Here is a 16677-nt window from a genome sequence, read left to right on the forward strand (position 1 = left end):
GCTAGGGGGAGGATTTTAAAGCCACAGCCCTTCCGCCTGCGCGCCATCCCCCCAGAACCCCGGCTTCGGCGGCGTGATCCGCCCTCGCTCGACCCGCAGGCCGCCCGGATGATCCACCGCCAGCCACCAGGGTCCGTCGAGATCGGCGAAGTCGCTCGCCCCGCCCAGGTGCAGGGCCGGCGCGACGCCGAGGGAGGAGGCGACCATGCAGCCGGTCATGACCTGAAAGCCAAGGGCGCGGGCGGCCTTCAGCATCGCCACGGCCTCGGTCAGCCCGCCGGTCTTGTCGAGCTTGAGATTGACCGCCTGGTAGCGGCCGCGCAGGGCCGCGAGATCGCCGCCGACGTGGACGCTCTCATCGGCGCAGACCGTGAACGGCGGGTCCCAGCCCTCCAGCGCCTGGTCCTCGCCGGCCGGCAGCGGCTGCTCGACCAGGGCGATCGGCAGGTCGGCCAGCAGGGGCTTGAGGTCCCGCAGGATCTCGAAGGTCCAGCCCTCGTTCGGATCGACGATGAAGCGCGAATTCGGCGCGGCGGCGGCCACGACGCGTAGGCGCGCGGCTGGGTCCTCGGCCGACAGCTTGATCTTGATCAGCGGCGCGTCAGCTACGGCGCGGGCGGCGGCCTCCATGGCCTCGGGCGCATCGAGACTGACCGTGACGGCGGTGATCAGGTCTTTCGGGATCGGCAGCCCGGTCGCTTCCGCGACGCTGACGCCGGTGCGGCGGGCGCGCAGGTCCCAGAGGGCGAGGTCGAGGGCGTTGCGCGCCGCGCCGGGCGGCAGGGCGGCGCAGGCGGCTTCGGGATCGGAGGCGGCCAAGGCCGGCGCCAGCTGGGCTAGCACGCTCTCGACCGTCTCGCCGTAGCGCGCATAAGGCACGCTCTCGCCGCGCCCGGCATGGCCGTCAGCGGACACGATCACCTCGACCACCTCGGCGGCGGTCTTGACCCCGCGCGAGATGCGGAACGGGGCCTTCAGCGGATGCGAGACCGAGCGGGCGGAAACGGCGATCGACATGCCCGCAGGGATGGCGCCGTTCGGCCTAGATCACCAGCCCCAGCGACGCGGGATGGGCGAGTCCGCCCGGCGCTCGGCCATCACCTTCAGCGCCAGGGGCCTGTCGACGACGAACAGCGCCGCCCAGACCAGCAGCACGCCGGCATAGTGGATCGCGCCGAGCAGGCCACTGGGACGGCCGGGACGAACAAATCGGCGCGGCGCGGCGAACGGCGGGGTGATGGCGAAGTCGGTCATGTCGTTCGTGTCCCTCATGCGATGAAAGAGACCTTGGCCTTCGCCTGCGCCAGAAACGGACGTATAGAACCGCATACGCTCCGGCCGCGTTTTGACCGGGGAGTTTCAGAGGATCGCCATGGCCAAGACCGTCAGCATCAACATCCCCCACCAGCTGGGCGCGGCCGAAGCCAAACGCCGCCTGGAAGAGGGCCTGTCGCAAATGGCCGGCCAGATCCCCGGCGGCGATCCCAGCCGATTCACCCAGAGCTGGGCCGGCGACACCCTGAACTTCTCGGCCGCCGCCATGGGCCAGACGATCAACGGCGTCGTGCAGGTGCTGGACGACCACGCCCGACTCGACGTCAGCCTGCCGGGCCTGCTGGGCATGGCCGCCGGCAAGATCAAGGACGAGTTGAACCGGCGTGGACAGCTGCTGTTGAAGTGACTTTTCAGCCCGATGTCCCCGGCGAATGCCGGGGCCCAGATCTCAGGTCACAGAGGATGATGGGACAAGCGCGGCGTTCGTAGAGCACACGCCAGTCCCTTTCCATCTGGTCCCCGGCATTCGCCGGGGAGGTCGGAGCCATTGCGTTCCTACAGCCGCCGCTCGTCGAAATCGTGCCGGCCCAGGCTCTCGAAGCGGCCTTCCTCGGCCTTGTTGATGTACTGCGAGGCCACCAGCCAGGCCTTCACCGGCCGCAGGGTCGCCAGGCAGCCCAGGATCAACGCCGGGAAGGTCGTGACCAGGTGCACCCAGACCGGCGGTTGCCAGACGATCTCCGCCCAGGCGAAGAAGGCGGTGACCACGATGCCGACGCCGCTCATCACGAAAAAGGCCGGGCCGTCGGCCGGGTCGGCGAAGCCGTAGTCCAGGCCGCACTGGTCGCACTTGAGCGCCAGCTTCAGAAAGCCTTGGAACAGCTTGCCCTGGCCGCAGCGGGGGCAGCAGCACTTGAGGCCGGCCTCAACCGGGGTCGGAGAGTCGTAGAATACGTCGTCGGTCATCGAATGACCCCTTCCTACAATCGCAGGATTGATCCATACATTATGCAGATAATGTATGGATATGCGATCATGGGCGCAACTCCGGGATCACCGAATCCGGCCGCCGCGTGGTTACGCCGCATGGCGGCGCTGGACGGGCCCGCCTATCGGCGGATCGCCCAGGCCCTGGAGAACGCCGTGGCCGAGGGCGAGCTGCAGCCGGGCGACCAGATCCCACCCCAGCGCGAGGTCGCTCGCCGGCTCGGCATCGACTTCACGACCGTCACCCGCGCCTACGCCCTGGCCCGCGAACGTGGGCTGATCGAGGGGACCACCGGGCGCGGCACCTTCATCCGATCACGGACTGATGAGGGCGAGGCGGGCCTCGTCGACCTGTCGATGAACCTGCCGCCGCCACCCGCGGGCCTGAACCTGGCGGCCCTGCTGCGCGAGACGACGGGCGCGATCCTGGCGCGCACCGATCCCGCGACGCTGATGGCCTATCACCCCGGCGCGGGCTCGCTGGCGCAGAGAGCCGCCGGCGCGGCCTGGCTGGCGCCGAGCCTGGGCGAGGTCGATCCGGCGCGGATCGTCATCGCCAGCGGCGCCCAGACGGTTCTGTCGGCCCTGCTGGACCACCTGACCGCGCCGGGCGACGTGATCGTTGCCGAGGCCTTCGCCTACCCGGGCCTGCTGGCAACGGCGGCGCGGCGCGGCGTGCGCGTGGTGGGCTGCCCACTGGACGCCGTGGGCCTCGAACCTGAAGCCCTGGCCCAGCTGATAGCGGAGCATCGGCCGCGCCTGATCTGCTGCACCCCGACCTTCCAGAACCCGACGGCGGCGAGCATGGATCTGGCCCGACGCGAGGCGGTCGTGGCCGTCGCGCGGGCGTCCGGGGTGACCATCATCGAGGATGACGCTTATGGCCTGCTGCCCGGCGCTCCAATGCCCGCCCTCGCCAGCCTGTGGCCAGAGGGCGTGTTCCATGTCGCGACCACCGCCAAGACGCTGTCGCCGGGGCTGCGGCTGGCCTATGTCGTCGCGCCGCCCGGACGCGCCGAGGGCTTGGCGGCCACCCTGCACGCCATCGCCCAGATGCCGCCGCCGCTGATGGCCGCCGTGGCCACGAGCTGGATCCGCGAGGGCGTCGCCGGCCGCGTGCTGGCGGGCGTCCGGGAGGAAGCGATCGCGCGGCGCGCCCTGGCGGCGGAGCTGCTGCCGGGCGCCCTTGGCGGCCTCGAGAGCCTGCATGTCTGGCTGCCGGGCGCGACCGCCGATGCGGCGGCCAGGGAGCGCGGGCTGGCGCTGGTGGGGGCCGAGTCCTTCCGAGCGCCCGGCGTGACGACCGAAGGCCTGCGGATCTCGCTCGGCGCGGCCGGCAAGCGGGCGACCCTGGCGCGGGGGCTGCGGGCCCTGGCCAACCTCCGCGCCTGAGGGCGACGCAGCTCAGTACTCGGCGTCGTCCTCGTCCGTGCCCTCGCCGCCTTCCTCGCCGCCCATGGCGTTCTCGAGGCTGTCGATGATGTCGTCCATCTGGTCGGGCGTGATCGAGACGTAGATCGACTCCCCGCCGATGGCCGAGACCAGCAGGCGATAGCCGTCCTCGGTCTCCTGCAGGCTGAAGGATTGGAGCGGCAGGAGCTTGGCCATGGGGAGGTCCTTCCCGGAAAGAGCAGGCGCTGATCTAGAGGCGCCGGGGCTTGAGTTCAACGTCCATCCGGGCGACCAAGGTTTCGCCGCCGAAGCGTCGCTATCGTAGGATGCGACCGCCAAGGCATTGGGGGAGCACGAACCATGGCCGCGACGGAGACGCGCGACGCCGTCATCATCGGTGGCGGGCATAACGGCCTCGTCTGCGCCTTCTACCTGGCCAAGGCGGGGCTGAAGGTCACGGTCTGCGAGGCGCGGGGCGTGGTCGGCGGGGCGGCGGTGACCGAGGAATTCCACCCGGGCTTCCGCAACTCGGCGGCCAGCTACACGGTCAGTTTGCTGAACCCGCGCGTGATCGCCGACATGGGCCTGCGCGAGCTGGGCCTGACCTTCCTGGAACGGCCGATCTCGAACTTCTTGCCGCTCAGCGACGACAAATACCTGAAGCTGGGCGGCGGCCTGGAGCGCACCCAGGAGGAATTCCGCAAGTACAGCCGCCGCGACGCCGAGGTGCTGCCGGCCTACTACGCCATGCTGGACGAGATCGGCGACGTGCTGCGCGCCTTCGCCCAGGAGACGCCGCCGAACCTGGGCGACGGCCTGCCGGGCTTCCTGCGCGCCCTCCGCCAGGGCGGGCGGCTGGCCCTGCTTCCCCGCGAGCGCAAGCGCGACCTGCTGGACCTGTTCACCAAGAGCGCGCGCGACGTGCTGGACGGCTGGTTCGAGAGCGATCCGGTCAAGGCCGCCTTCGGCTTCGACTCGGTGGTCGGCAACTTCGCCAGCCCCGACACGCCCGGCTCGGCCTATGTCCTGCTGCATCACACCTTCGGCGAGGTGAATGGCAAGAAGGGCGCCTGGGGCCACGCGGTCGGCGGCATGGGCGCCATCACCCAGGCCATGGCCAAGGCCTGCGAAGCGGCCAGGGTCGAGATCCTGCTCGACGCGCCGGTCGAGGCGGTCCATGTCGAAAGCGCCCCAGGGGGCGGGAAGGCCGTCGGCGTCCAGCTCGTCGACGGCCGTCAGATCATGGCCCCGATCGTCAGCGCCAACGTCAATCCGGCGCTCCTTTACAAGAAGCTCGTCGCCCCCTCGGCCCTACCCGGCGATTTCCGCAAAGCGGTGGACGGCTACAAGAACGGCTCGGGCACGTTCCGAATGAACGTGGCTTTGTCGGAGCTGCCGAGCTTCACCTGCCTGCCCGGCAAGGATGTCGCCGAGCATCACCAGTCCGGGATCGTGATCGCGCCCAGCCTCGACTACATGGACGCGGCCTATCGCGACGCCAAGGCCGAGGGCATCAGCAAGGCCCCTATCGTCGAGATGCTGATCCCCTCGACCATCGACCCTTCCCTCGCGCCGTCCGGCCAGCACGTGGCCAGCCTGTTCTGCCAGCAGTTCGCCCCAACCCTACCGGACGGCCGCAGCTGGGACGACGAACGCGAGGCGGCCGCCGACCTGATCATCGACACGGTCGAGCGCTGGGCGCCGGGTTTCAAGGCGTCGGTCGTGGGACGGATGATCCTGTCGCCGCTGGACCTGGAACGGAAGTTCGGCCTGGTCGGCGGCGACATCATGCACGGCCACATGTCGCTGGATCAGCTGTGGGCCACGCGTCCCTTTCTGGGCCACGCCAGCCACCGGGCGCCGATCGCCGGGCTCTACATGTGCGGGGCCGGGACACATCCCGGCGGTGGCGTCTCGGGCAATCCCGGGCGCAACGCCGCGCGCGAAATCCTGCGGGACAGGGATTTTACCCTGGCGCTCAGGCTGTCGCTCGAAGGGCGCTGACGCCGCGGGGAGAAAGCGCGTGAGCGCGTAGTTCCGATCTTCCCGGCGACGCCAGAACTGGTGGACGCCGGGGCGCGCCGTCATTGCGGCGCCATTCCCACCACCCCTGCGTCTCGACGTCGGCTTTCGCCGGGAAGACCGGGCGCCCCCTCTCGGGGAACGTAACGTCCCCGGCTAGCAAGTCCGGAAAGACGTCACGCTCGATCTTGGCGGACCGAGCAGAGGGCGCATAACTTATCTAAAGTTTAGCGCGGGCATACTTACCCGTCCAGCACGAACTGGCGCAGTGGTCGAAGGCTAGGCCGCGGCCTGATTGGCGACGCGATTGCGCATCCAAGCGGGCGTGCGGACCTCCGGCTCGAACACGTGAACCTTAGCCTTTCGGCCTTGGTCATGCATGTGGCGGGCCAGCAGTTTGGCCAGGGCTTCAGCTTCGTGTTGCGAGGAGTAGCAGCCGATCAGCTCGGCCGAGTCGTTCCAAGTGACATGCCAGACACCGGACACGGGTCGGACGTAGTAGTTGTTCTCGGTCATGGGAGACCTCCTGGACGACCTATCGTGGCTTTAACCACGCTCAGATGACAGTTGTTTCGCGCTTGCACAAATTATTTCGTGCTGCGGCGCACAATGCATGATCCGGGCCAGTCAGAACTGTGCGGTTTTTCACCGTCTTCCCGGAACGGGACGATTTGCGACATCGCAAGGCTTGGGGGGGCCGCATCTAGGCCAGGGAGCGCCGAAACGACGAAGGGCGGACGCCTGTCGGCGCCCGCCCCCTTTCCTCCGCGTTCGCCGAACGGGTTTGACCGCTCGGCCGTGACGCGCCCTAGAAGTTCGTCGACAGCGTGATCTGCGCCGTGCGGTGCGGCCCGGAGCGGTAGTTGGCCGCGCCGGTCACGACCGTCGAGATCGTGCCCAGATAATCCTTGTCGAAGATGTTATCGACGTTGATGCGGACCTTGATGTCCTTCAGCGGGCCGTAGTCGAAGCCTTCGCCGAGGTCCACGTACATGTTGAACAGCGTGTAGCCCTTGGTCTTCTCGTTGTTCATGAAGTTGCTGTAGCGATCGCTGATGTGGCGGGCCGACAGGTTGATGACCGCCCACTCGGTCGGCTCGAACGTCACGCCGCCCTGGATGGCGATCTCGGGGAAGTCCGGGACGCTCTTGCCCTTGAGCGGGTAGTCCGTGACCCCCGTGGCGCTGCGGATCGAGAAGCCGTCCTCGAACACCGACTTGTTATACGAAGCGTTGGTGTTGAAGTAGATCTTGCCGCCCAGCGCTTCCGGCTTCCACTGCCCGCTGAACTCCAGGCCATAGGCGTGCACGCCGCCGACGTTCTGGTAGTAGGTTTCCAGGGTGGTGGTGCCTGGCAGATATTCGCTGAACGACTGCAGGCGGTTCTGGAAGCTGGTGTAGTAGGTGACCACCGACGCGTTGAAGGTCGGGTGGTTGGCGCGATAGCCCAGCTCGATGTTCTTCGAGGTCTCGGCCTTCGGCGCGGGCACATTGACGGTCGCCGGCGTGTAGTAGACCGCGTCGGCGCCACGCGGCAGCGACATGTTCTCCGAGTACGACGTGAACACCTGGCCGCGGCCGATCGTGTAGACCGCCCCGACCTGCGGCAGGAACAGATCCTCCCAGGTGGTCCGCAGATTGGCGGTCTGGCTGAAACGGAAGTCCTCGCGATTGCGCTTGCCCAGCATCTGGTAATCGACGCTCAGCATGCGGAAGCCCGCGTCGACCTTCAGCTTGCCGTCCGCCAGCACGACCGTGTCCTTCAGGAAGCCTTCCCAGGTGTCGCGCTTGGAGGTGTAGTTGCGTGTCCGATAGACTGGCTGGCTGAAGTTCGGCGCGCCTTCCGGCGAGCCGTCGGCGACGTTGAAGGTGTTCGACAGCTGGTGGTAGTCGTCGTCCTCGTACCAGGCGCCGCCCTCGACCTTGTGGTCGCCCAGCGTCCAGGTGACCTTGCCGGTCGCGCCCTTGCGGATGCCGTCGATCTGCGAGATGCCGAACTGCAGGCCCAGCGGGGCGTTCAGACCCGGCACCACGGCCTTCTGCTGGTTGTAGTAGGTCAGGGCCGTATCATAGCCCACCCCGCTGGAGCCCCAGCCGTCCTTCTTCTCGTAATAGACCGTGCCGGTGAAGCGCAGGTTCTCGGCCAGATCCTTGTGCAGGGTGACGCCGTAGAGGTGGTCGGTCCGGGCGTTCAGGCCAAACTTGTAGTACTGTGCGTAGTTCGCGTTGGAGTACTTCAGGCCGCTCGAGGTCGGCGGCAGGTTGGCGATATAGCCGACATAACCGAAGTCACGTCCCTTGCGACCATAGACGTCGTTCGCAGTTCCCTTGTACTGGGCGATCGTGAACGACGGGGAGTCATAGTCGAAATAGTCGTTGTGCACCGTCTGGAAGGTCAGGTCGCCGGACCCGAAGTCCCAGCGGATCTTGCCTTCGTAGTGCTCGCGGTCGATCGTGCCCGGGCCGCGCCACTGGTCGCTGTTGATGACCGAGCCGCTGGCATAGGCGGAGAAACCCTTATGCTCGCCGGTCTCCAGACGCAGGAAGGTGCGGGTCAGGTTGTCCTCGCCGAACGTCTGGCTGACCTTGCCGCCGGCGGTCTCGCCGGGCTGCTGGGTGAAGTAGTCGACGATCGGACCCAGCGAGGCGTAGCTGGGCAGGGAGACGTCGCCGGCGCCTGACGAGGCGGTCACCCTCAGCAGGTTCTCGTTGTCCACATAGCGATAGATCGGGCTGCCGCCGAACTGGTCGCTGCGGCCCATCGGGATGTCGTCGAGCAGGAAGCCGACCTGCTGGAAGTTGAAGGCGCGGACGGTGACCGAGTTGCCGAACTCGTACATGCCCAAGGCGTCGTTGGCCTGGACGTTGAAGCCCGGCAGGGACTCCAGCATCTTCAGGCCGGTGATGCCGGCCGGGGCCGACAGCAGCGCCTCGCGGGTGATCGACACGGTGGCGGTGGCCTGGTCGGTGCCGACGGCGATCGCCGCCTCGGACACGCGCTTGCCGGTGACGACGACGGACTCGACCTCGTTCTTGGTTTCCGGGCTCTTCGTCTCCTGAGCCTGGGCGACGCTACCCAAGCCAAGGACAGATGCCAAAATGATGGGTGTAATCAGGTGAAGATTGCCTCGATTACAGCCGCTTACTGACTCGAAGTTCATGCAATACCCCCAGCGTATGTTTTGACGCCTCGGGTATCATTCGTTCGGAACGCAAAATAACGAGAATGGCTTATGGGATCATATCGCCAATGCTTGAAATATGACCGTTTTTTAACCCCTCCAAGCACGCGCTTGAAGCGCCGGGGGCGCCCTTCATGCGCCAGGGCGCACGACGCCCCTCTCGGCGCAGCCGCGGGGCGGTGCGCGACAGGGCGTCAGTCTCCCCCCGCCGCCGCGCGACCCGCTCCGCGCCGCATCCAGACATAGAGCGGCGCGCCCGCCGCCAGCAGCACCAGCCCCCAGAAGGTCACCGACCACCCCGCCCCGTAAAAGGTCCAGGCCGAATAGATCGCCGCGACGCCTGCGACGATCGCCAGGCCCGGCGACAGCGGCATCCGCCCCTCGCGCCCCAGCTTCAGCACGGCGAGCGCGCAGAACAGGTAGGCGAACAGGCTGGAGGCGGTGGCCAAGAGGGCCATGAAGGTGAAGGCGTCGGCCAGCGACTTGGCGTAGTTCGTCAGCACCAGGATCGTGACCAGGCCGCTGGTCAGCAGGTGGGCGCGGACCGGCGCGCCGTTGGCGCTGGTCTTGGCCATCCAGGCGGGAAAGACGCCGTCCCGCGCCATCGCCGCCGGCATCTCGCCCTGCAGCAGGATCCAGCCGTTCAGCGCGCCCAGGGCGCTGATCGCGGCGAAGGCCGCCAGCACCAGCCGCAGGTCGCCGCCGCCGTGATAGGCCACGAAGTCGGCGAGCGGCGCGTTCGAGGTCTTCAGCACCGCGACCGGCGTCAGCAGCAGCACCCCCGACGAGACCAGCAGATAGACGAGGCCGGTGAAGGCCGCGCCCAGCAGGGTGGCGCGCGGAATGGTCCGCTGCGGCCGGTCGACCTGCTCGGCCGGGACGGTCGCCGACTCCACGCCCAGCAAGGCCCACAGCGTGAGGGTGGCGGCGGCGGTGATGCCGCCGCCCGACAGGGCCGAGGGCTCGAACGGCGCCACCGCCGCCGGTCCCTTGCGCAGCAGGATCAGTCCCGCCAGCGCCGCCACCCCGGCCAGCGGCAACAGCTTGAGCACCGTAGTCCATAGCTGGGTCCAGCCCGCCGCCCGCGCGCCCAGGCAGTTGATCGCGGTGACGACCCAGACCACCGCGACGGTCGCGAGCGCCGCCAGGCCGGGCGTCCTGGCCAGGGCCGGGACGAACACGCTCGCATAGCTGACGACGGCGATGGCGATGGCGGCGTTGGAGACCCAGACCGAGATCCAGTACGACCAGGCGACCAGGAAACCCGCCGGCCGGCCGAACGCCTCCTCGGTGTAGACGAACGGCCCGCCGGCGCGGGGAAAGGCCTGGGCGAGCCGCGCGAAGACCAGGGCCAGGCACAGGGCCCCACCGATGGTGATCAGCCAGGCGATCACCGCGTTCCAGCCATAGGGTGCCAGGGATGCGGGCAGCATGAACACGCCCGACCCGATCATGTTGCCCACGACCAGGGCCACGCACATCCAGAGTCCGAGCGGCTTACGGCTTGAGGTCTTCACGGTCAAACGACGGCCTCCAACGGGGCGCCCAGGCGCGAAACGATCGAAGTGGCGGATGGCGGGCTCACAGCCGGTCCCGCAGCGCGTACCAGCTGAGCCCCGCCACGGTCAGCGGCCAGCGCAGCCATCGCCCGCCGGGGAACGGCGGCGTCGGGACGCGGGCCAGCAGGTCGAGCGCCTCGGCGTTCTCTTCCGCCAGCAGCCGGCCCACATAGGGCGCCAGCATCACCCCCTGCCCCGAATAGCCGGAGGCCACGCGCACGCCGGGCGCGACCTCGCCGACGAACGGCATGCGGCTCAGGGTGATGCCCAGGGTCCCGCCCCAGGCGTGGGTGATCGGGGCATCGGCCAGCCGCGGATAGACCCTGGCGAGGTTCCTGGCGACCAGGCCGGCGATGTCGCGCGGGAAGCCGGGGCGGTAGTTCTCGCCGCCGCCGAACAACAGCCGGCCGTCCGGCGTCTTGCGGAAGTAGTTCACGACGAAGCGGCTGTCGGAGACCGCCGCGTTCGAGCGGATGATCTCATCGGCCAGAGCGCCCAAAGGCGCGGTGACGGCGATGAAGTTGTTGATCGGCATGACCCGCGCCCGCGCTCCGCCGGCCATGGCGTTCAGGCATCCATCGCCGGTGATGATCAGCCGCTCGCAGGTCACGCGGCCTCGCCCGGTCTCGACGACGATCTTGCCGCCCTGGCGCCGCCAGGCCTCGGCGCGGGTGTGTTCGTAGAGCACGGCGCCGGCCGCCATCGCCTCGCGCGCCATGCCCTGGGCCAGCTTCAGCGGATGGACGTGGCCGCCGCCGCGGTCGACCAGGCCGCCGTGATAGACGTCGGTCCCCAACTCGTGGGCGAGCTCATCCTGGCCGATCAGCTCCAGCTGCTCGTAGCCGTACTCGATCGCCATCAGCGCCACGTAGGCCGCGTCCTCGACCTCGCCATGGGGCTTGTGGCGCGCGTGGATCATGCCCGGCCGCCAGTCGCAGGCGATGGTGTCGGTCAGGGTCCTGAAGTGGACGCGGGCGTCCTCGGCCAGGCGCCACAGGGCGTGGGCGTCGTTCTGGCCGACGGTCTTTTCGAGCCAGGCCTGGTCGCGCCTCTGGCCGGTATGGACCTGACCGCCGTTGCGGCCGGTGGCGGCGGCGCCGACATGGGCGGCTTCGAGGACGATGGCGCGCTTTCCGAGGGCCAGGGCCGCGCCCAGGCCGGTGAACCCCGCGCCAACGACACAGACCTCGGTTTGGACGTCGCCGTCGAGGGGCGGCAAGTCGGGAAAATCGGGAACCGTGTCCGCGTACCAGTTCCCTCTCCCATGGGGAGAGGGGTAGGGGTGAGGGGGTTCGTCGGTCACCGCTGTAACCCCTCATCCCCCGCGCCCTCGGCGCGGGTCCCCCTTCTCCCTGAGGGAGAAGGGTCATGTCCGCGCTCACACATTCAGCAGCAGGAACTCCCGCTCCCACGGGCTGATCGTGCGCATGAAGGTCTCGTACTCGGCCTGCTTCACGCGGTCATAGGCGGCGCAGAAGGTGGGGCCGAGAATGTCGACCAGCGGCTGGCAGGCCTCGAACAGCTTCAGCGACTCCGACAGGCTACGCGGCAGCTCGACGCCTCTAACGCTGGCGTCGGTTGCGACCGGCTCGGCGGGCTTGAGGCCCTGGACCATGCCCAGATAGCCGGCCGCCAGCGAAGCCGCGATCGCCAGGTAGGGGTTGGCGTCCGACGAGGGGATGCGGTTCTCCAGGCGCCGGTTGGCCGGATCCGACGGCGGCACGCGCAGGCCGCAGGTGCGGTTGTCGTAGCCCCACTGGGTGTTGACCGGCGCGCCCGAGTCCCGCGCGATCCTTCGGTAGCTGTTCACGTACGGCGCCAGGATGGCCATGATCGCCGGCAGGAAGGTCTGCTGGCCGGCGATGAAGCCGTGGAAGAGATCGGTCTCCTGGCCCTCGGAGTCCGAGAACAGGTTGCGGCCCTTCTTGTCGACGATCGACTGGTGAATGTGCATGGCGCTGCCGGGCTCGCTAGCCATCGGCTTGGCCATGAAGGTCGCGTAGATCTCGTGCTCCAGCGCCACCTCGCGAATGGTGCGCTTCATCATGAAGACCTGGTCGGCCAGCTCCAGCGGATGGCCGTGCCGCAGGTTGATCTCCATCTGCGCCACGCCGCTTTCGTGGATCAGGGTGTCGATCTCCAGGCCCTGGCGCTCGGAGTACTCGTACATGTCCTCGAACAGGGCGTCGAACTCGTTGACCGCGCTGATCGAATAGCCCTGGCGGCCGGTTTCGGGACGCCCGGAGCGGCCGATCGGAGGTTTGAGCGGATAGTCCGGGTCGGTGTTGCGATCGACGAGATAGAACTCGATCTCCGGCGCCACGATCGGGTGCCAGCCCTTCTCGTCATAGAGCGCCAGCACCCGCCGCAGCACCTGGCGCGGCGCCTCCTCGACCGGGCGGCCGTCGGGGTGGAAGGCGTCGTGGATCACCTGGGCCGTCGGATCCTGCGCCCACGGCACGGCGGCCAGGGTGGCGAAGTCCGGCGTCAGGAAGATGTCGGTGTCGGACTGCACCGCGTTCACCGCCCCCTCGAACTCGGGAAAGTCGCCGGTGATGGTCTGGTAGAACACCGCCAGCGGCAGGTTCATCGACGGAGTCCCGAGGAACTTGCGCACCGGCATGATCTTGCCGCGCGCCACGCCGGCGAGGTCCGGCACCACGCACTCGATCTCCTCGATGCTCTGGCGCGCGAACCAGGCCCCCGCCTCCTCCAGGGTCGAAACGCCCCGGTCCAGCGTGTGCTCGCGCTTGGCCTTGTTGTGCTTGGGCTTCATGACGCGCTCCGAGAGCTCGGCTGCGGCGACGAAGCCAAGCCGAGGAAAACCATCATCGCCCGGTTCAGCCGAACGACGTCTTCATCGCCAAGTCGCCCGATGTGCTCCCCCACCTTGGATTTTGGGACTGTGGTGATCTTGTCGATCATCATTCGCGACGTCACACGCAGCCCGTTCCCAGCGCTCGGTTCGACGGGAGGACGAAACAGCGGCGCATCACTCTGATCCGTCGTCAGACCGCACACAGAGACGGAGTCGGTAGTCTCGAAATTGTCGTCCTGGACGATGACCACTGGCCGAGGCTTGCTCGCATAGTCCTTGCCGCCGGAGACCGTCCAAATGTCTCCCCGCTTCATTCGTCGTTCCATTCGGAAATCGCGTCGATGAATGCCTGATCGTCAGCGGCATGTTCGCTGGCGGCGACCAAGGCCGCCTGTCGACGCGCCTCCGCGCGAAACTCCGGCGAGCGCACGTCCGGCACCCAGATCTGGATCGGCCGCAGGCCCTGCGCCCGAAGCCGGGCGCGATGTTCCTGGACCTTCACCCGTGTTGGCTTCGCGTTTCCCGTCGAGGCCATGGCTCATTCTCCGCGAAAGTTACATGTAACCTACCAGAAGACGCCCTTGCCGTCACGCCTCAGGCTTCAGCGCCCGTAGGATGGGCTCGGCCTCGGTGAGGGACCGCTCGATGATGCCGACCAGCTCGTCGATCTGCGCGTGGGTGATGACCAGCGGCGGGCAGCAGACAATGCTGTCGCGGATGGCGCGGACCATCAGGCCGTTCCTGATGCAGATGTCGCGGACGATCGGACCGGCCTCGCCTTCCTTGTCGAGGAAGCGATGGTTGGTCCCCTTCTCGCGGACGATCTCGACCGCGCCGATCAAGCCGAGCGACCGGGTCTCGCCGACCAGCGGATGGTCATTCAGCCGGGCCAGCGCCTTGGCGAGATAGGGGCCGGCGTCCTCGCGGGCCCGCTCGACCAAGCCCTCGCGTTCGATGATCTCGATGTTCTTCAGCGCCACGGCCGCGCAGGTCGGGTGGCCCGAATAGGTAAAGCCGTGGATGAAGTCGCCGCCCTTCTCGCGCAGCTCGGCGACGATGTGGTCGGCCACGCCCACCGCCGAGATCGGCAGGTAGCCGGACGACAGCCCCTTGGCCATGGCGATCAGGTCCGGCTTGATCCCGTAGTGCTGGTGGCCGAACCACTGGCCCAGGCGCCCGAAGCCGCAGATCACCTCGTCGCAGACCAGCAGGATGCCGTACTTGCGGCAGAGCGCTTCCACCGCCGGCCAGTAGCCGTCCGGCGGAATGATCACCCCGCCCGCGCCCTGCACCGGCTCGCCGATGAAGGCCGCGACGTTCTCGGGACCGACCTCGAGGATCTTGTCCTCGATCTCCTTGACCGCCCGGTCGCGGAAGGCGGCGGGGTCCTCGCCGAAGCCGTCGCCGAATGGGTAGGGCTGCATCACGTGGGCGACGCCGGGGATCGGCAGGTCGCCCTGCTTGTGCATCGGCTTCATGCCGCCCAGCGAGACGCCCGCGACGGTCGAGCCGTGATAGGCGTTCCAGCGGCTGATGAAGACCTTGCGCTGGGGCTGGTCCTTGAGCTTCCAGTAGTGGCGAACCAGGCGGAAGACCGTGTCGTTGGCTTCCGAGCCCGACGAGTTGAAGAACACGTGGGTCAGGTGGCCGCCCATCTTCTCGGCGATCTTGGCCGCCAGCTTCACGGTCGGCGGCGTCGTCGTCTTGAAGAAGGTGTTGTAGTACGGCAGCTCCAGCATCTGCTCGTAGGCGGCCTCGGCCAGCTCGGTGCGGCCATAGCCGACATTGACGCACCACAGACCGGCCATGCCGTCGAGGATGCGGTGGCCGTCGCCGTCGGTGATGTAGACCCCCTCGGCCCGGGTGACGATGCGGCTGCCGCCCAGCTCGGCGATGACCTTGTGGTCGGCCTGGGCCGGCAGGTGGTGGGCGAGGTCGAGACGCTTGAGCTCGGCGACGTCGTGGTTGCGGATGGGGACGGTCATGACGCTTTCCCTGCCTTCATTATCCCGCTGACCTCGCAAAATAGGGGACCAGGCGGTTTGGTTTATCGACTAAATCTTCGTGTCATCCCGGCCGCAGCGAAGCGGAGAGCCGGGACCCAGGAAGAGCCGCACTGCGCTTGGCCCTGGGTCCCGGATCGCCCCTGCGGGCCGTCCGGGATGACACCATTTGTTTGGGCTTCTGACTGAACTCACGACAACAACACCGCCGGCGAGCAGGCGTGCCAGCACAGCCACACCGTCTCGCCCAGCTTGAAATCCTCCTGGTCCCAGCGCGTCAGGTTCGAGCGCTGGACCTTCACGCGCCGGCCGCCAGCGATCTCGACCTCGTAGGTCGAGGAGCCGCCCAGATAGGCCTCGTGCTTGATGACGCCCGCCACCGCGTTGAAGCCCTTGGGGCAGTCGCCCAGGTTTGGCGGCTCGTCGCCTTCCTTCTTGTGCAGCTCGATCTTCTCGGGGCGGATCGCCGCCCAGGCCGTCCCGCCGCGCGGCCCGGTAACGCCGTGGTCCAGGAAGATGTCGACCGGCAGGTCCGGCGACTTGATCACCGCGTGGCTGGGCTCGTCGACGGCCAGCACGCCCTCGAACAGGTTCACCTGGCCGATGAAGTCGGCGACGAAGCGGCTGTTGGGGAACTCGTAGAGGTCGCTGGGCGTGGCCACCTGCTGCAGCACGCCCTTGCTCATCACCGCGCAGCGCGAGGCGAGCGCGAGGGCCTCGTCCTGATCGTGGGTGACCATGATGAAGGTGATCCCGACCTTCTCCTGCAGGGTGCACAGCTCGGTGCGCATCTGCTCGCGCAGCTTGGCGTCCAGGGCCGACAGCGGCTCGTCCAGCAGCAGCACGCGCGGCCGCTTGACCAGGGCGCGCGCCAGAGCGACCCGCTGGCGCTGGCCGCCGGACAGCTGGTCGGGCTTGCGCTCGCCAAGGCCTCCGAGTTGCACCAGCTCCAGCGCCTCGGCCACGCGGGCGTCGCGCTCGGCCTTGGGCACGCGGTCGACCTTCAGGCCGTAGGCGACGTTGTCGGCCACGGTCATGTGCGGGAAGACGGCGTAGGACTGGAACACCATGTTCACCGGCCGCTTGTTGGGCGGGACGTTCACGATGTCCTGGCCGTCGATCAGGATCCGGCCCTCGGTCGGCGTCTCGAAGCCGGCCAGCATCCGCAGCAGGGTGGTCTTGCCGCAGCCGGACGGTCCTAAGAGGGCGAAGAATTCGCCTTCGTTGACGGTCAGCGAGACGTTGTCGACGGCCGCCAACTTGCCGAAGCGCTTGGTGACGTTCTCGAAGGTGATGATGGGTTTTGGCGCGGTCATTGCGGATGTCCCCCGACACACAAAATCCCGACCTCCCCGGCGAATGCCGGGGTCCAGATCATAAGGCTGGAAGAAGCCAGGAAGGGCGAAAGCTCAGGCTGAATCTGGGTCCCGTGCAGGAGTT

General features: G+C 68.0%; 16 protein-coding genes and 1 pseudogene. 4 read left to right on the forward strand and 13 right to left on the reverse strand.

Annotated features, from left to right (window positions below; all coding sequences use genetic code 11):
- Positions 1-15: 15 nt before the first annotated feature.
- Entirely contained in the window at positions 16-1017 is a 1002-nt protein-coding gene (gene dgcA / locus DI526_RS00660; RefSeq protein ID WP_304272803.1) for an N-acetyl-D-Glu racemase DgcA, read from the reverse strand.
- Between the two features lie 30 nt (positions 1018-1047).
- Entirely contained in the window at positions 1048-1254 is a 207-nt protein-coding gene (gene didA, locus DI526_RS00665) for a DNA damage-induced SOS-independent cell division inhibitor A (protein WP_304272804.1), read from the reverse strand.
- A gap of 118 nt (positions 1255-1372) precedes the next feature.
- Here didA and DI526_RS00670 point away from each other — a divergent pair, with 118 nt between their 5' ends.
- Entirely contained in the window at positions 1373-1681 is a 309-nt protein-coding gene (locus DI526_RS00670; RefSeq protein ID WP_304272806.1) for a polyhydroxyalkanoic acid system family protein, read from the forward strand.
- Between the two features lie 149 nt (positions 1682-1830).
- Here DI526_RS00670 and DI526_RS00675 read toward each other — a convergent pair whose 3' ends face one another.
- Positions 1831-2241 (reverse strand): DUF983 domain-containing protein, encoded by a 411-nt coding sequence (locus DI526_RS00675; RefSeq protein WP_304272808.1) that lies wholly within the window; start codon positions 2239-2241, stop codon positions 1831-1833.
- 3 nt (positions 2242-2244) lie between these two features.
- On the opposite strand from DI526_RS00675, the gene DI526_RS00680 reads away from it, so the two are divergent.
- The gene (locus DI526_RS00680; RefSeq protein WP_304272810.1) at positions 2245-3654 is read left to right on the forward strand and encodes a PLP-dependent aminotransferase family protein; all 1410 of its coding nucleotides are present in this window, start codon (positions 2245-2247) and stop codon (positions 3652-3654) included.
- A gap of 12 nt (positions 3655-3666) precedes the next feature.
- On the opposite strand, the gene DI526_RS00685 is transcribed toward DI526_RS00680, so the two are convergent.
- Positions 3667-3870, reverse strand: coding sequence for a hypothetical protein (locus DI526_RS00685; RefSeq protein WP_304272811.1), 204 nt, complete (start codon positions 3868-3870; stop codon positions 3667-3669).
- Between the two features lie 144 nt (positions 3871-4014).
- On the opposite strand from DI526_RS00685, the gene DI526_RS00690 reads away from it, so the two are divergent.
- Complete coding sequence (locus tag DI526_RS00690) at positions 4015-5658, forward strand: NAD(P)/FAD-dependent oxidoreductase (protein WP_304272814.1); 1644 nt, start codon at positions 4015-4017, stop codon at positions 5656-5658.
- Between the two features lie 297 nt (positions 5659-5955).
- Here DI526_RS00690 and DI526_RS00695 read toward each other — a convergent pair whose 3' ends face one another.
- The 8 genes from DI526_RS00695 to DI526_RS00730 form a co-directional block, all read right to left on the reverse strand.
- Positions 5956-6192, reverse strand: coding sequence for a hypothetical protein (locus DI526_RS00695; RefSeq protein WP_304272818.1), 237 nt, complete (start codon positions 6190-6192; stop codon positions 5956-5958).
- A gap of 292 nt (positions 6193-6484) precedes the next feature.
- The gene (locus tag DI526_RS00700) at positions 6485-8836 is read right to left on the reverse strand and encodes a TonB-dependent receptor (RefSeq protein WP_304272820.1); all 2352 of its coding nucleotides are present in this window, start codon (positions 8834-8836) and stop codon (positions 6485-6487) included.
- Between the two features lie 215 nt (positions 8837-9051).
- Complete coding sequence (locus DI526_RS00705) at positions 9052-10338, reverse strand: APC family permease (RefSeq protein WP_304272918.1); 1287 nt, start codon at positions 10336-10338, stop codon at positions 9052-9054.
- A gap of 100 nt (positions 10339-10438) precedes the next feature.
- Positions 10439-11719 (reverse strand): FAD-binding oxidoreductase, encoded by a 1281-nt coding sequence (locus DI526_RS00710; protein WP_304272824.1) that lies wholly within the window; start codon positions 11717-11719, stop codon positions 10439-10441.
- A 75-nt stretch (positions 11720-11794) separates the two neighbouring features.
- Positions 11795-13192 carry a glutamine synthetase family protein gene (locus DI526_RS00715; RefSeq protein WP_304272827.1) on the reverse strand — a complete coding sequence of 466 codons (1398 nt, stop codon included), beginning with the start codon at positions 13190-13192 and terminating at the stop codon, positions 11795-11797.
- Positions 13189-13548: a type II toxin-antitoxin system PemK/MazF family toxin gene (locus tag DI526_RS00720; protein WP_304272830.1), complete on the reverse strand. Its 360-nt coding sequence runs from the start codon at positions 13546-13548 to the stop codon at positions 13189-13191. Before DI526_RS00720 ends, DI526_RS00715 begins: the two co-directional genes overlap by 4 nt.
- Positions 13545-13769, reverse strand: a complete 225-nt coding sequence (locus DI526_RS00725; RefSeq protein ID WP_304272831.1) for an antitoxin MazE family protein — start codon at positions 13767-13769, stop codon at positions 13545-13547. The genes DI526_RS00720 and DI526_RS00725 overlap by 4 nt, the downstream gene beginning before the upstream one ends.
- Before the next feature lie 52 nt (positions 13770-13821).
- Positions 13822-15219 (reverse strand): aspartate aminotransferase family protein, encoded by a 1398-nt coding sequence (locus DI526_RS00730; RefSeq protein WP_304272834.1) that lies wholly within the window; start codon positions 15217-15219, stop codon positions 13822-13824.
- Positions 15220-15290: 71 nt separating this feature from the next.
- On the opposite strand from DI526_RS00730, the pseudogene DI526_RS00735 reads away from it, so the two are divergent.
- A pseudogene (locus DI526_RS00735) lies at positions 15291-15422 on the forward strand (hypothetical protein); the annotation flags it as partial.
- Between the two features lie 6 nt (positions 15423-15428).
- Here DI526_RS00735 and DI526_RS00740 read toward each other — a convergent pair.
- Entirely contained in the window at positions 15429-16574 is a 1146-nt protein-coding gene (locus DI526_RS00740; RefSeq protein ID WP_304272835.1) for an ABC transporter ATP-binding protein, read from the reverse strand.
- Positions 16575-16677: the final 103 nt, after the last annotated feature.

This window comes from Caulobacter segnis, from assembly GCF_003243465.1.
GTDB lineage: Bacteria > Pseudomonadota > Alphaproteobacteria > Caulobacterales > Caulobacteraceae > Caulobacter > Caulobacter segnis_A.